At 72.6% G+C, this 12,865-nt stretch carries 11 protein-coding genes and 1 pseudogene; 2 read left to right on the top strand and 10 right to left on the bottom strand.

Going from position 1 to position 12,865, the window contains the following annotated elements:
- Positions 1-163: 163 nt before the first annotated feature.
- The 4 genes and pseudogenes from ACIPK4_RS32155 to ACIPK4_RS32140 all read right to left on the bottom strand — a co-directional run.
- A pseudogene (locus tag ACIPK4_RS32155) lies at positions 164-1,336 on the bottom strand (ROK family glucokinase); the annotation flags it as partial.
- Positions 1,337-1,352: 16 nt separating this feature from the next.
- The gene (locus tag ACIPK4_RS32150; protein ID WP_402319262.1) at positions 1,353-2,213 is read right to left on the bottom strand and encodes an ATP-binding cassette domain-containing protein; all 861 of its coding nucleotides are present in this window, start codon (positions 2,211-2,213) and stop codon (positions 1,353-1,355) included.
- Between the two features lie 2 nt (positions 2,214-2,215).
- On the bottom strand, positions 2,216-3,247 hold the full coding sequence (locus tag ACIPK4_RS32145) for an ABC transporter permease (protein ID WP_376194568.1): 1,032 nt from the start codon (positions 3,245-3,247) through the stop codon (positions 2,216-2,218).
- Entirely contained in the window at positions 3,244-4,224 is a 981-nt protein-coding gene (locus ACIPK4_RS32140; protein ID WP_402319403.1) for a sugar ABC transporter substrate-binding protein, read from the bottom strand. The genes ACIPK4_RS32145 and ACIPK4_RS32140 overlap by 4 nt, the downstream gene beginning before the upstream one ends.
- Before the next feature lie 220 nt (positions 4,225-4,444).
- Between ACIPK4_RS32140 and ACIPK4_RS32135 the strand changes: the two genes are divergently transcribed.
- Positions 4,445-5,449, top strand: coding sequence for a Gfo/Idh/MocA family oxidoreductase (locus tag ACIPK4_RS32135; protein WP_402319259.1), 1,005 nt, complete (start codon positions 4,445-4,447; stop codon positions 5,447-5,449).
- A gap of 78 nt (positions 5,450-5,527) precedes the next feature.
- Here the strand turns inward: ACIPK4_RS32135 and ACIPK4_RS32130 are convergent, their stop codons facing one another.
- From ACIPK4_RS32130 to ACIPK4_RS32120, 3 genes are all read right to left on the bottom strand, one after another.
- Positions 5,528-6,718 carry a cytochrome P450 gene (locus tag ACIPK4_RS32130; RefSeq protein ID WP_402319257.1) on the bottom strand — a complete coding sequence of 397 codons (1,191 nt, stop codon included), beginning with the start codon at positions 6,716-6,718 and terminating at the stop codon, positions 5,528-5,530.
- A 94-nt stretch (positions 6,719-6,812) separates the two neighbouring features.
- Positions 6,813-7,730 carry a DMT family transporter gene (locus tag ACIPK4_RS32125; RefSeq protein ID WP_402319254.1) on the bottom strand — a complete coding sequence of 306 codons (918 nt, stop codon included), beginning with the start codon at positions 7,728-7,730 and terminating at the stop codon, positions 6,813-6,815.
- 222 nt (positions 7,731-7,952) lie between these two features.
- Positions 7,953-8,573: a dihydrofolate reductase family protein gene (locus ACIPK4_RS32120; protein ID WP_402319251.1), complete on the bottom strand. Its 621-nt coding sequence runs from the start codon at positions 8,571-8,573 to the stop codon at positions 7,953-7,955.
- A 177-nt stretch (positions 8,574-8,750) separates the two neighbouring features.
- On the opposite strand from ACIPK4_RS32120, the gene ACIPK4_RS32115 reads away from it, so the two are divergent.
- Positions 8,751-9,488, top strand: coding sequence for an SDR family oxidoreductase (locus ACIPK4_RS32115; RefSeq protein ID WP_402319248.1), 738 nt, complete (start codon positions 8,751-8,753; stop codon positions 9,486-9,488).
- Between the two features lie 42 nt (positions 9,489-9,530).
- Here ACIPK4_RS32115 and ACIPK4_RS32110 read toward each other — a convergent pair whose 3' ends face one another.
- The 3 genes from ACIPK4_RS32110 to allB all read right to left on the bottom strand — a co-directional run bounded on the left by ACIPK4_RS32110 (position 9,531) and on the right by allB (position 12,616).
- A complete protein-coding gene (locus ACIPK4_RS32110; protein WP_402319245.1) occupies positions 9,531-9,983 on the bottom strand; it encodes a pyridoxamine 5'-phosphate oxidase family protein in 453 nt (150 codons plus the stop codon).
- A 155-nt stretch (positions 9,984-10,138) separates the two neighbouring features.
- Positions 10,139-11,272 carry an allantoicase gene (gene alc / locus ACIPK4_RS32105; protein WP_402319242.1) on the bottom strand — a complete coding sequence of 378 codons (1,134 nt, stop codon included), beginning with the start codon at positions 11,270-11,272 and terminating at the stop codon, positions 10,139-10,141.
- 3 nt (positions 11,273-11,275) lie between these two features.
- Complete coding sequence (gene allB / locus ACIPK4_RS32100) at positions 11,276-12,616, bottom strand: allantoinase AllB (RefSeq protein ID WP_402319239.1); 1,341 nt, start codon at positions 12,614-12,616, stop codon at positions 11,276-11,278.
- Positions 12,617-12,865: the final 249 nt, after the last annotated feature.

Here is a 12,865-nt window from a genome sequence, read left to right as displayed (position 1 = left end):
CCTCGGGGAGCCCGCCGGCCTCGGGGCGGGCCCCCTCGGTCGTTTCGGCAGCCCCGGCGGCTTCACGCTCGGCGGCCGTGCGCTCGGGGCCTGCGGCTCCGGCGACTTCACGGGCTCCGGCGACTTCACGCTCGGGGGCCGTGCGCTCGGGGGCCGCGGCCTCTGCCGCCTTGGTCTGCGCCGCCTTGCGCTCCGCGGTGGCCGGGGAGTCGATCAGCCCCCACTGCGCGTAGCGCTCGTAGCGCTCCACGCGCCGGCGCGTGGCGCGGCGGAAGCGGCGTGCGACGAGCCGGGCCAGGTCCGCGGCGCCGACCATGCCGGCCTCGGGGCCGAGCTGCGCCTTGGCGATGCGGGCCTCGGGGCGGTAGCCGCGGCCGGTGAGGTGGCGCCGGAAGGCGTCCCGGGCGGGCCCGATCAGCAGGTCGTCGGCGGCGCTGACGCCGCCGCCGATGACGAAGCAGGACGGGTCGAGGGCGGCGGCGAGGTTGGCGATGCCGACGCCGAGCCACTGGCCGATGTCCTGGAGGAGCTCGACGCACATCGCGTCGCCCTCGCGGGCCAGCTCGGTGATGAGCGGCCCGGTGATCTCGGCGACGTTGCCGCCGACCCTCGCGATGATGTTGTACGCGACCGGGGAGTCGGCGGCCGCCAGCTCGCGGGCCTCGCGGACCAGGGCGTTGCCGGAGCTGTACTGCTCCCAGCAGCCGCGGTTGCCGCACGGGCAACGGTGTCCGCCGGGCACGACCTGCATGTGGCCGAACTCGCCGGCGACCCCGAAGCGGCCGCGCTTGACCTGGCCGCCTTCGAGGATGGCGCCGCCGATGCCGGTCCCGAGTGTGATCATGACGAGGTGGTCCTCGCCGCGCCCGGCGCCGAAGCGCCATTCGGCCCAGGCGGCGGTGTTGGCGTCGTTGTCCACCATGACGGGGACCGCGAGCCGGGACTGGAGCGCGTCGCGCAGCGGCTCGTCGCGCCAGGCCAGGTGCGGGGCGAACAGGACGCGCGAACGGTCGGCGTCGACCCAGCCCGCCGCGCCGATGCCCACCGCGTGGACGTCGTGCCGGTCGGACAGGTCGAGCACCAGCTCGACAATGGTGTCCTCGACGACCTTGGGGCTCTTGGACTTGTCGGGGGTCTCGGTGCGGATCTTCTCCAGGATGACCCCGTCGGCGTCGACGACGCCGGCCATCACCTTGGTGCCGCCGATGTCGATGCCGACGGTCGGGACGCGCGGGGCGGTCAGGTGCGACCGGCGCTCACGGGTCCCGATGGTCCGCAGGACGGTGCCTCGCGCCGACCCCCGGTGGGAGAGCGTGAAGTCCCGGTACGTGCTCATCGAGTCGTGTCGTCCCTCAGGGTGCGGTGGTGCCGGATGCCGGATCGGCTGCTCCGGCCGGGTGGTCCGGTCCTGATTCTGCCACCCGCTCCAGCTCGTGGCTCAGCTCGTCCAGCTCCGAGCCGCCCGCCATCTGCCGGGTGAGCTCGTCCAGGGTGATCGAGTCGCGGGTGTGGCTGCCCGCCATGGTGCCGCGCTTGAGCAGCACGAACCGGTCCCCGACCAGGTGGGCGTGGTGCGGGTTGTGGGTGATCAGGACCACGCCCAGGCCCGCGTCACGGGCCGCGGCGACGTACTTCAGGACCACGCCGGACTGCTTCACGCCGAGGGCTGCGGTCGGCTCGTCCAGGACGAGGACCTTCGCGCCGAAGTAGACGGCGCGGGCGATGGCCACGCACTGGCGCTCGCCGCCGGACAGGGTGCCGATCGGCTGGTCGACGTCGCGCAGGTCGATGCCCATGCGCAGCAGCTCGGCGCGGGTGGTCCTGCGCATCATGTCCACGTCGAGGCGGCGGAACGGGCCGCGTCCCCTGGTGGGCTCGGAGCCGAGGAAGAAATTGCGCCAGACGGGCATCAGCGGGACGACGGCCAGGTCCTGGTGGACGGTGGCGATGCCGTGGTCGAGGGCGGCGCGCGGGTTGGCGAGCACCGTCTCCTCCCCCTCGATCTCGAAACTGCCGGCGTCGTGCCGGTGCAGCCCCGCGATGATCTTGATGAGCGTGGACTTGCCGGCGCCGTTGTCGCCGAGGACACAGGTGATCTCGCCCGCGTGGACCTCCAGGGAGACCCCCTGGAGGGCGCGGATGTTGCCGTAGAACTTGCTGACGTCGGTCAGCTTCACGAGGGCCGGGCCCGCGGCCTTGGTCATCGCGCTCATGGTCACTTCGCCTCCGCCCGCTTGCGGACCCATGCGTTGAGCAGCGTCGCGAGCAGGAGCATCGCGCCGAGGAAGAACTTGAACCAGTCGGGGTTCCACTGGGCGTAGACGATGCCGTTGCTGGTCATGCCGAAGATGAACGCGCCGACGGCCGAGCCGATGGCGGAGCCGTAGCCGCCGGTCATCAGGCAGCCGCCGATGACGGCCGCGATGATGTAGAGGAACTCGTTGCCGACGCCCTCGCCCGACTGGACGACGTCGAACGAGAAGAGGATGTGCTGGCCGGAGATCCAGGCGCACAGGGCCACGCCCATGTAGAGGCCGATCCGGGTCTTGACCACCGGGACGCCGGTCGCGCGGGCCGCGTCCGCCCCGCCGCCGACCGCGAAGATCCAGTTGCCGGCGCGGGTGCGCAGCAGGATCCAGGTGGCGACGGCGACCAGGGCCAGCCACCACAGGATGGTGACCTTGAGGGTGACCGAGCCGACGTTCCACTGCGAGGCGAAGAGCGCACGGGCGGAGGAGAAGCCCTCCATGTCGGCGATCGTCTTGGTCGACACGGAGCCGCTGATCAGCTTGGTGAAGCCCAGGTTCAGGCCCGTCAGCATCAGGAACGTGCCGAGCGTGATGATGAAGCTGGGCAGCCGGGTCCGGGTCAGCATGAACCCGTTGAAGAATCCGATGGCGAGGGTGACCAGCAGGGACACCCCCACGCCCACCCACACGTTGGCGGTCATCTGGTAGCTGAACATCGAGCTGACCAGTGCCGACGTGGTGACCATGACCCCGGCGGACAGGTCGAACTCGCCGCCGATCATCAGCAGGGCCACCGGGCAGGCCATGATCCCGATGGTGGAGGCCGAGTACAGGACCGTGCTCAGGCTGGAGGCCTGCAGGAAGCTCGGCGCGGCGAAGGAGAAGAAGACGAAGACGGCGGCCGCGCCGACGACCGCGCCCAGCTCGGGGCGGCCGAGCAGCCTGCGGACCAGGGAGGTGGGGGCGAGCCGCTCGTCGACGGCCGTTGCCGTGCTCATCGGGTGCCCCGCTTGATGTACTGCTCCAGCTTGGCCGCCTCGTCGGCGGTCACGATCTGCGGGCCGGTCAGGACCGGGCGGCCGCCGCCGAGCACGTCCGCGTTGTAGCGGTAGAGCCACAGCAGGTCGACGGCCTCGTAGCCCTGGAGGTAGGGCTGCTGGTCGACGGCGAAGCCGAGGGCGCCGGACTTCAGGTCGCGGGCGACGGACTCATTGAGGTCGAAGGTGTCGACCTCCGCCTTGCTGCCCGCCGCGTCCTTCGCCTTGATCGCCGTCGGGGCGAAGGGGGCGCCGAGGGTGACGATCGCGTCGACGGACGGGTCGGCCTGGAGTTTCGCCTGGATGGCGGCCTGGACGGAGGGCATGTTGGTGCCCTCGACGTACAGGTTCTCCATGGTCCCGCCGAACGTCTTCTTCGCCCCGGCGCAGCGCTGCTCGTGCCCGACGTTGCCCTGCTCGTGCAGGACGCAGACGGCCTTCCTCTTCCCGCGCCTGGTCAGCTCGCTGCCGACCGCCTCGCCGGCGATCTGCTCGTCCTGGCCGATGTGGGTGAGGGCACCGTACTCGGATGACTGCGCGGAACCGGAGTTGACCGTGATCACCGGGATGCCGGCCTTGACCGCCTTGCCGATGACGTCCTTGAGCGCCTCGGGCTTCGCCAGGCTCACCACGATCCCGTCGACCTTCTGGTCGATGGCGTTCTGCACGAACTGGGCCTGCTGCTGCGCCTGGTCGTCGTGGGCGTAGACGAAGTTGATGTTGTCCTTGGCCGCGGCCTCCTTGGCGCCCTTCTGGACGATGTCCCAGAAGGTGTCGCCGTCTCCCGCGTGGGTGACCATCGCGAAGGTCCAGCGCGGGGTGGACACGGCGGGGCGGCCCGCCTGGGCGGCCTTGGCCCGCTCCTCGGCGCGCTTTCCGCCCGTACTGCTGCAGCCCACGAGGGAGGCTCCCAGTGCCGCCGCGAGCACCGCGCCCACGACGCGCACCCCTGTCCGAACCCTAGCCACGTCTGCGTGCCCTTCCCTCGTCCTGCGTCTTGTGCGGTCCGCTGCTACCAAAGCGGTCATTACGGTTCCAGCCGCTCAGTATCCGCCACAGTGCACCATGTGCGGTCATCGGGTCCTTCGAGCCCATCTCGGCCATACGGGTACGGTCGGGCGGATTGACAGCCCCCGGTGAGGGGGCCAGGTTGATTGCATGCGCATCGGGGTGATCGGAACGGGCCGGATCGGCTCCTTCCACGCGGCGGCACTGGCCCGCCACCCGGACGCCGGCTCGCTGTTGCTCGCCGACGCCGATCCCGCGCGGGCGGCGCGGGTCGCCGACCGGCTGGGCGCGACCGCCGCGCCGTCCGTGGAGCAGGTCTTCACCTGGGGCGTCGACGCCGTGGTCGTGGCCTGCTCCACCGACGCGCACGTCGGTCTGGTCCTGCGGGCGGTACGCGGCGGGCTGCCGGTGTTCTGCGAGAAGCCGCTGGCCGGCGACCTCGCCCGGACACTGGCCGTGCTGCGCGAGGTGACCGCCGCCGAGGGGGTGCTCCAGCTGGGCTTCATGCGCCGCTTCGACGCGGGCTGCCGCACCGCCCGGGAGCTGGTGCGCTCCGGGGCCCTGGGCCGCCTGCACACCGTGCGGACGACGACGGCCGATCCGGCGCCGCCGCCCGCCGCGTACCTGGCGACCTCCGGGGGGCTGTACCGGGACTGCCTGGTGCACGACTTCGACATGGTCCGCTGGGTGACCGGGCACGAGGTGACGGAGGTGTACGCGACCGGGTCCGACGCGGGTCCTGCGGTGTTCCGCGAGGCCGGCGACGTGGACACCGCCGCGGCCGTCCTCACCCTGGACGACGGGACCCTGGCCACCTGTACGGGCACCCGGTGCAACGGCGCCGGGTACGACGTACGGATGGAGCTGGCCGGGGAGCTCGACCAGGTCTCCTCGGGGCTGGACGACCGGACGCCGATCGCCTCGACCGAACCGCACGGCCCGCCCCCGGCGAGCAAGCCGTGGGCGGGGTTCCTGGAGCGGTTCGCCCCCGCGTACGAGGCGGAGCTGGCGGCCTTCGTCCGGCTGGTGCGCGGCGAGGGCCCCAACCCGTGCGACGGCCGGGAGGCGCTGGCGGCGCTGCGGATCGCGGAAGCGTGCGAGTTGTCGCGGCGCGAGCGGCGCCCGGTCAAGATGGCGGAGCTGCCGGACCTGTGAGGCGCCCCGCGGCGGGAGCGGGGGCCGCGCGGGCGGGCGCGGGGGCCGGGGCGGTACGGAACCGGGCACGGGCGGCGGCTACCAGCGCACCGGCAGCCGGGTCACGCCGCGGATCAGGCTGCCCCCGAGGTGGTCCGGCGGGCCCCCGGCCGGGTCCTCGGCCAGGTCCGGGAAGCGCTCCAGCAGACCGCGGATCGCGATGCGGCCCTCCATCCGGGCGAGCGGGGCGCCGATGCAGAAGTGCAGTCCGTGCCCGAAGGCGAGGTGTCCCTGCGGCGCGCGCCGGATGTCGAACGTGTCGGGGTCGCCGTAGCGCCCGGGGTCGCGGTCGGCTCCGGCCAGCGAGACGAGGACGGTGGCCCCGGCGGGGATGGCGGTGCCGCCGAGCTCCATGTCCTCGCGGGCGTAGCGGTAGGTGGCGTTCTGGACCGGGCCGTCGTAGCGCAGCATCTCCTCGACCGCGCCGTCGAGCAGGCCGTCGTAGTCGGCGCGCAGGGCGGCGAGTTGGTCCGGGTGGGCCAGCAGGGCGCGCGTGCCGTTGGAGATCAGGTTGACGGTGGTCTCGTGGCCGGCGACCAGCAGCAGGAAGGCCATCCCGATCAGCTCTTCGGGGGACAGGGCGTCGCCGTCCTCGTCCCGGGTCCGGATCAGTGCGCTCAGCAGGTCGTCGCCCGGGTCCTTCGCCTTGGCCGCGACGAGTTCGGCGAGGTACTCGCCGAGCTTGTGGTGCGCGGTGGTGCTCGGGGTGGCGGAGGTGGGGGCGACGACCTCCTTGGACCAGTAGCTGAAGCGCTCGCGGTCCAGGCCGGGGACGCCCAGGAGTTCGCCGATGACGGTCATCGGGAGCGGGAAGGCGAGGGCCTTGATCAGGTCGGCGGTGCGCTGCGGGCGGGCGGCCATCGCGTCGAGCAGGTCGTCGGTGATCTGCTGGACGCGGGGCCGCATGGCCTGTACGCGGCGGGAGGTGAACTCGCGGGCGACCAGGCGGCGCAGCCGGGTGTGGTGCGGCGGGTCCGCCTCCAGCATGTTGCGGTTGGCCTGGGTGGCGGTGATGCCCGGCAGGATCGCGCCGCTGCTCCAGTCCTTCGCCAGACCGGGATGGGCGAGGGCCTGGCGGGCCTCGTCGTAGCCGACGACCAGATAGGTGGGCGCGTACTCGGCGGTGACCTCCACGTGGTGCACCGGCCCCGTCGCGCGCAGCCGGGCGTAGAAGGAGTAGGGGTCGGTGAGGAAGTCCGCGTCGTTCGCGCTGATGTCCGGTAAGGGCATGCGGTCACACTAATGTGACCGGTCAGTACGGGACCCGGCGTTTTCCGGTCACTCGTCAGCGCCCTTCGGCCACCGACGTCCCCCGGCCGCCGGGTCAGCCGGTCACGGCTCGACGGCCCCAGGCGGTTCCGCCGAGGACGAGCAGGGCGCCCGCGAGGCCGGCCGGTCCCAGGTGCTCGCCGCCGATCGCGATGCCCGCGGCGGCCGCCCACAGGGGTTCGGTGCCGAGCAGCAGGCTGACGCGGGAGGGCGAGGAGCGTCGTACGGCCCACATCTGCACGAAGAAGGCGAAGAGGGTGCAGAAGACGGAGAGGAAGGCGAGTCCCGCCCACTCGGCGGGCCCGAACGCGGCGGCCGCCGCCAGGGGGAGCTCGCCCGTGCCGGGTACGGCGGCCAGTACGGCGAAGACGAGCACGGCGCCGCCGAGCTGAACGGTGGTCAGCGACAGCGGGTCGGCGCCCTGGACGGCCGTGCTCCGGGCCATCAGAAGGACGTGCAGGGTCCGGGCGAGGGCCGCGCCGAGAACGAGCAGGTCGCCGACGCCGGGGACGGTGAACCCGGCGCCCTGGGTGAGCAGGACGACACCGGCGACGGAGGCCGCGGCGCCCGCGAGGAAGGCGCCCGGGGGTGCCTCGCGCCGTACGGCGGCCTCGGCGAGCGGGGTGAAGATCATGGTCAGGCTGATGATCAGCCCGGCGTTGGTGGCGGAGGTGTGGACGACCCCGTAGGTCTCCAGCAGGAAGATCCCGCCGAGTACGAGACCCAGCAGGCCCGCGCCGCGCAGCTGCCGGGCGGTGAGCGCCCGCAGTCGCCGCCGTCCGGCGACGGCGAGGACGGGCAGCACGAGTGCGAAGCGCAGGACGAGGACGGCGATGACGGTGTGGGCCGTGGTGATGCCCTTGGCGGCGAGGTAGCTGCCGCCCCAGACGACGGCGACGGCCAGCACGGGCAGGTCGGCGAGCCAGGCCCGGCGGGGCGCGGCGGTGCGGGCGAGAAGGGCGGACGAGCTCACCGGGGACTCTCCAGCGGCGTGAAGCGGGTGGAGACTTCGGCGGCTCCCACGGGCGGGGCTCACCGTACCGGAGCCGATCATGGCGGTCGAGCGCTTTCACCACCGCCCCGCGCCACACCGCCCGGAGCCACCGCCGACCGGAACCACAGCCGGCCCGTGCACACCGCCGCCCGCCGGGCCGTCCTTCCCGGGCCCGGCGGGCGGCGGGCGGCGGCCGCCGGATCAGACGAAGGTGCCGAACGTGGCCCGGCCCGTCGGGCGGTACGTGAGGATGGCCGTGCCGTTCGGCGTCGTGCGCGACGCGGCCAGTTCGTAGGCCGTCGGCAGCCCGCCCGTGGGGAACAGCCGCTGCCCGGCGCCCAGGAAGACCGGGAACACCAGCAGGTTCAGCTCGTCCACGAGGTCCCGCACCAGCAGCCACTGGGCCAGCGCCCCGCTGCCGTGCACCTGGAGTTCCCGGCTCCCCTCCAGCGCGTCCTTGATCCGCATGATCTCGCTCTGGAGGTGTTCGCCGTCGATGACGGTGGTCCCGGCCCAGGCCGGGTCCTCCAGGGTGGTCGAGGCGACGTACTTCGGCAGCCCGTTGAGCCGGCTCGCGATCGGGTGCGTGGGGTCGGTCACCTTCGGCCAGTAGTCGGCGAAGATCTCGTACGTGCGGCGTCCGAGCAGGAAGGCCGCGGCCCGGTCGAACACCTCGTTCATGAACGTCCCCATGCCCTCGTCGCTGAACGGCACCAGCCAGCCTCCGTACGCGAACCCGCCGCTGGGGTCCTCCTCCGGCCCGCCGGGGGCCTGCATGACGCCGTCGAGGGTCACGAAGGTGGTGAGGGTCAGCTTGCCCATGGTTCTGCGCTCCTTGTGTCCGGTGTCCACTGCACGTGTTCAGACTCCCGGGCGCCCAGGAACTCATCGGGGCGACGCGCACGAACGCGACGTCCGATTCCCGCCAGCGCCCTCCCCCCGACGCTCGTTTTCATTGAACCCGCAACGACTTGTCGGACGAGAGCAAAGGGGAAGACCATGGGCAGCAGCGGCACGGTGGCACTGGTGACCGGCGGCAGCCGGGGGATCGGAGCGGCCACCGCCCTGCGGCTGGCGCAGGACGGCCTCGACGTCGCGGTCACCTACGTCCACGGCGCGGACGCCGCCGCGGGGGTCGTGGACCGCATCGAGGCGCTCGGCCGCCGCGCCCTGGCGGTCCGGGCCGACGTGGGCGACCCGGCACGGGCGGTCGCCGCGGTGGAGGAGACCGTACGGGGGCTCGGGCGGATCGACGCGCTCGTCAACAACGCGGGCATCGGCGTACTCGGGCCGCTGGACGCCCTGGCCCTGCACGACGTGGACCGGGTGCTGGCGGTCAACGTGCGCGGCGCGTTCCTGACCGCGCAGGCCGCGGCGGCGCGGATGGGATCCGGCGGCCGGATCGTCACCATCGGCAGCTGCATGGTCCAGCGGGTCCCCGGCCCGGGCGGGGTCCTCTACGCGATGAGCAAGGCCGCGCTGACCGGCATGTCCAAGGCACTGGCCCGGGAGCTCGGCGAGCGCGGGATCACCGCGAACCTCGTGCACCCCGGCCCGGTGGACACGGACTTGAACCCGGCGCAGGGTCCCGGCGCCGCCCCGCAGAGCGCGCTGACGGCCCTCGGGCGATTCGGCACCGCGCAGGAGGTGGCGGCCCTGGTGTCCTTCCTCGCCGGCCCGGACGCCGCCTACGTGACGGGCGCCGAGTTCGCGGTCGACGGCGGTTTCGCGGCGTAGCGCCGGGTCCGGCGGCCGCGGTCGCCGGACCCGGCCGCTTCCTCAGAGCCAGCGGCCGTCCTTCATCAGGTCCCGGCCCTCGATCTCGTCGGCCTCGCGCCAGGCCTGGATCCACACCGGTGTGACCCGGAAGTAGGGGTAGGGCGTCTTGAGTCCGCTCGGGTCGAAGCCGGAGTGGGCCGCGAAGGCCTCGATCTCGCCGGGGCCGAGCTCCGCGGCCTCCAGCCGGGTCACGGTGCCGTCCACGAGCACCACGTCGCGGGTCGCGCCGAAGGCCAGCCGCACCCGTCCGCTCGCGGTGAGGTTGCGGCCGGTGGGCAGGTTGCTGCCGGTCGACATCAGGAAGGTCGCGCCGTCCCACCGGAAGGACAGGGGTACGAGGCAGGGCACCCCCTCGGCGTCCGCGGTGGCCACCCACACGTCGACGTCCTTCTCGAACCGGCTCAGCGTGTCCTCGCGGCGCTGCTCCCTCGTGCGCGGCCCTTCGGCTGCCATGGTCTCGCCCTCCCCCGGGTGACTGCGACAGCCGAAGGGTAGCGGGCCGGCGGGGCGGGTACGCCGTGGGGGCGCACCGTCGAACGGTGCGCCCCCACGGGCTTGTTGCGCACGCCCCGGGGGTGTCGGCCCCCGGGGCGGTCGTGCGGCCCGCGTCAGCCGCCCAGCTCCTGGTGACGGGCGGTCAGCGCGGCCGCGCCGGCCTCCGTCAGCGAGCCGAACAGGCGCAGGCGGGAGAAGCCGCCGTCCGGGAAGATGTCGATCCGGACGTGGGTGCCGACCGCCGGGGTGTCCAGTACGAAGCGGTGGTTGGTGTCGGGCTGCAGGCGGGTGCGCGGCAGGAACTCCGTCCACTCGCCCTCCTCGCCGGACTTGACGGACAGCGAGGCCCAGCCGGCCGAGTTGCCCTTGAGGTAGGCGGTGTCGATCTCCACGGCGCGGATCTCGGAGTCGGCCACCAGCTGGTAGCGGATCCAGTCGTTGCCGTTGTCACGGCGGCGGGCGGTCTCCCAGCCGTCGTCCATCTTGCGGGAGCGGCCCGGGTTGATCGTGTTGGTCGGCGGGGAGTAGAAGCGGTTGGAGGCGTCCTGGACGGAGCCCCCGTTCTCCAGGGCCACGACGTCGAAGGAGCCGAGCGCGTCGAGCCACGCGGGGTCGGGCAGGACCTCGCCGTAGACGCGCAGGCGGGCGATTCCGCCGTCGGGGTGCTGGTTGACGCGCAGGTGCGTGAAGCGCTGCGGGGCGTCCACCGCGAAGCCGTTGGCCGCGTGGCCGCCGACCGGGGTGCGCTCGACCAGGGTCGTCCACTTCACGTCGTCGCCCAGGAGCTCCTCCGGGGTCGGCGCCAGGGCGCCCGCCCAGTTGGTGCCCTCGATGGAGACGGCCTGCGGCATGTTGCCGCGGAAGTGGGCGGTGTCGACGACGATGCCGCGGATGACGCCGGGGGCGCCCAGGCGCACGAGCGCCCAGTCGTGGTCCTCGGGGGTCGGCCAGGGCTGGGTGGCCGAGACGCCGCGGCGGCGGCGGGTCTCCCAGCCGTCCATGACCTTGCCCTTGTGGCCGAAGTCCTCGGGGTCGAAGTGCGCGGCCTCGGAGATCAGCAGGTTCTCGCGCTGGGCGAAGAACTCGTCGTTCGCGGCGATGACACCGGCGCCCAGCTCACGGGCGGCGAGGTTCGCGTACTGGGTGAAGGGGAAGTCCGCGGTGCGGTAGTCCGCGTACGGGTCGCCGCCTCCGTACGGGTTCGCGTTACCGGTGAAGGAAGCCAGTACAGATGAACGCTGTGCCACTGGTCAGTTCTGCCTTTCGAGGAGGAGGCCCGTGGGCTCGGTCGGGGTGCCGTGGTCGGCGATCTGCGTGCCGCGCAGCCACGTGGACTTCACGACGCCGTGCAGGGTCTTGCCCGCGTACGCCGTGACCTGGTTGCGGTGGTGGAGTTCGGCCGGGTCCACGGTGAACGTTTCTTCGGGGGCGAGCACGGCGAAGTCGGCGTCACGGCCGGCCTCGATCGCGCCCTTCTGCGCCAGGCCGGCGAGGGCGGCCGGGGCCGCGGACATCCAGCGGACCACGTCCTCCAGGGTCCGTCCGCGGCGGCGGGCCTCGGTCCAGATCGCCGGCAGGCCGAGCTGGAGGGAGGAGATGCCGCCCCACGCGGTGGAGAAGTCGCTGGTCTTCAGGTCCGCGGTGGAGGGCGAGTGGTCGGAGACGATGCAGTCGATGGTGCCGTCGGCGAGCGCGTCCCACAGGAGGTCCTGGTTGGCGGCTTCACGGATGGGCGGGCAGCACTTGAACTCGCTGGCTCCGTCGGGGACTTCCTCGGCCGTGAGGGTGAGGTAGTGCGGGCAGGACTCGACGGTGATCCGGACGCCCTCGGCCTTGGCGGCGGCGATCAGCGGCAGCGCGTCGGAGGAGGACAGGTGCAGGACGTGGACGCGCGCGCTCAGCCGCCTGGCCTGGGCGATCAGGTTGCCGATCGCGGTGTTCTCGGCGTCGCGCGGGCGGGAGGCGAGGAAGTCGGCGTACTTGGGGCCGGGGACGGCCGGCGCGGAGTCCAGGTGGTGCGGGTCCTCGGCGTGCACGATCATCAGGCCGCCGAAGCCGGTGATCTCGGCGAGGGAGGCCGCCAGCCGTTCCTGGTCGAGCTCGGGGAACTCCTCGACGCCGGAGGGCGACAGGAAGCACTTGAAGCCGTAGACGCCGGCGTCGTGCAGCGGGCGCAGGTCCTTGACGTTGTCCGGCAGGGCGCCGCCCCAGAAGCCGACGTCGACGTGCGCCTTGGTCCGGGCGACCTCCTGCTTGACGCGGAGGTGGTCGACCGTGGTGGTCGGCGGCAGTGAGTTCAGCGGCATGTCGAGGATCGTGGTGACGCCTCCGGCCGCGGCGGCGCGGGTGGCCGTCCAGAAGCCCTCCCACTCGGTGCGGCCCGGGTCGTTCACGTGCACGTGGGTGTCGACCAGGCCGGGGAGCAGGACGTCGTCGCCGAAGTCCTCCAGCCGGGCGCCGGCCGGCACCTCGGCGTCGTGCGGCAGTACGGCGACGATCTTCCCGGCGGCGACGGCGACCGAAGCGGCGCGCGTCCCGCCGGGGGTGATGACGCGAGTCGAGCGCAGTACCAGTTCCACGTCGTCGGACACGCCGGAACCTCCCCATCTACTTCCACAGAGCGAAATTCAACGTTCTGTTGACGGAGTCTCGCCGCCGATCCGGGGCCAGTCAAGAGCGCCCGGACAGAGCACCGACACACGAGTGCCGCAATTGGATGTTTCCACAGGATGGAATTAAGATTTCACTATCCAGAATGTAGCTATCACCACCGGGGGGTGGGCAGGTAACTTCCCGAGGACGTCCACCACCCGGACAAACCCCCTCTGACCGGCGGGGAC

It is taken from the genome of Streptomyces sp. NPDC086989 (assembly GCF_044745505.1).
Taxonomy (GTDB): Bacteria; Actinomycetota; Actinomycetes; order Streptomycetales; family Streptomycetaceae; genus Streptomyces.
The sequence above is the reverse complement of the archived record's forward strand: the minus strand, read 5'-3'. Positions and strand labels throughout refer to the sequence as shown.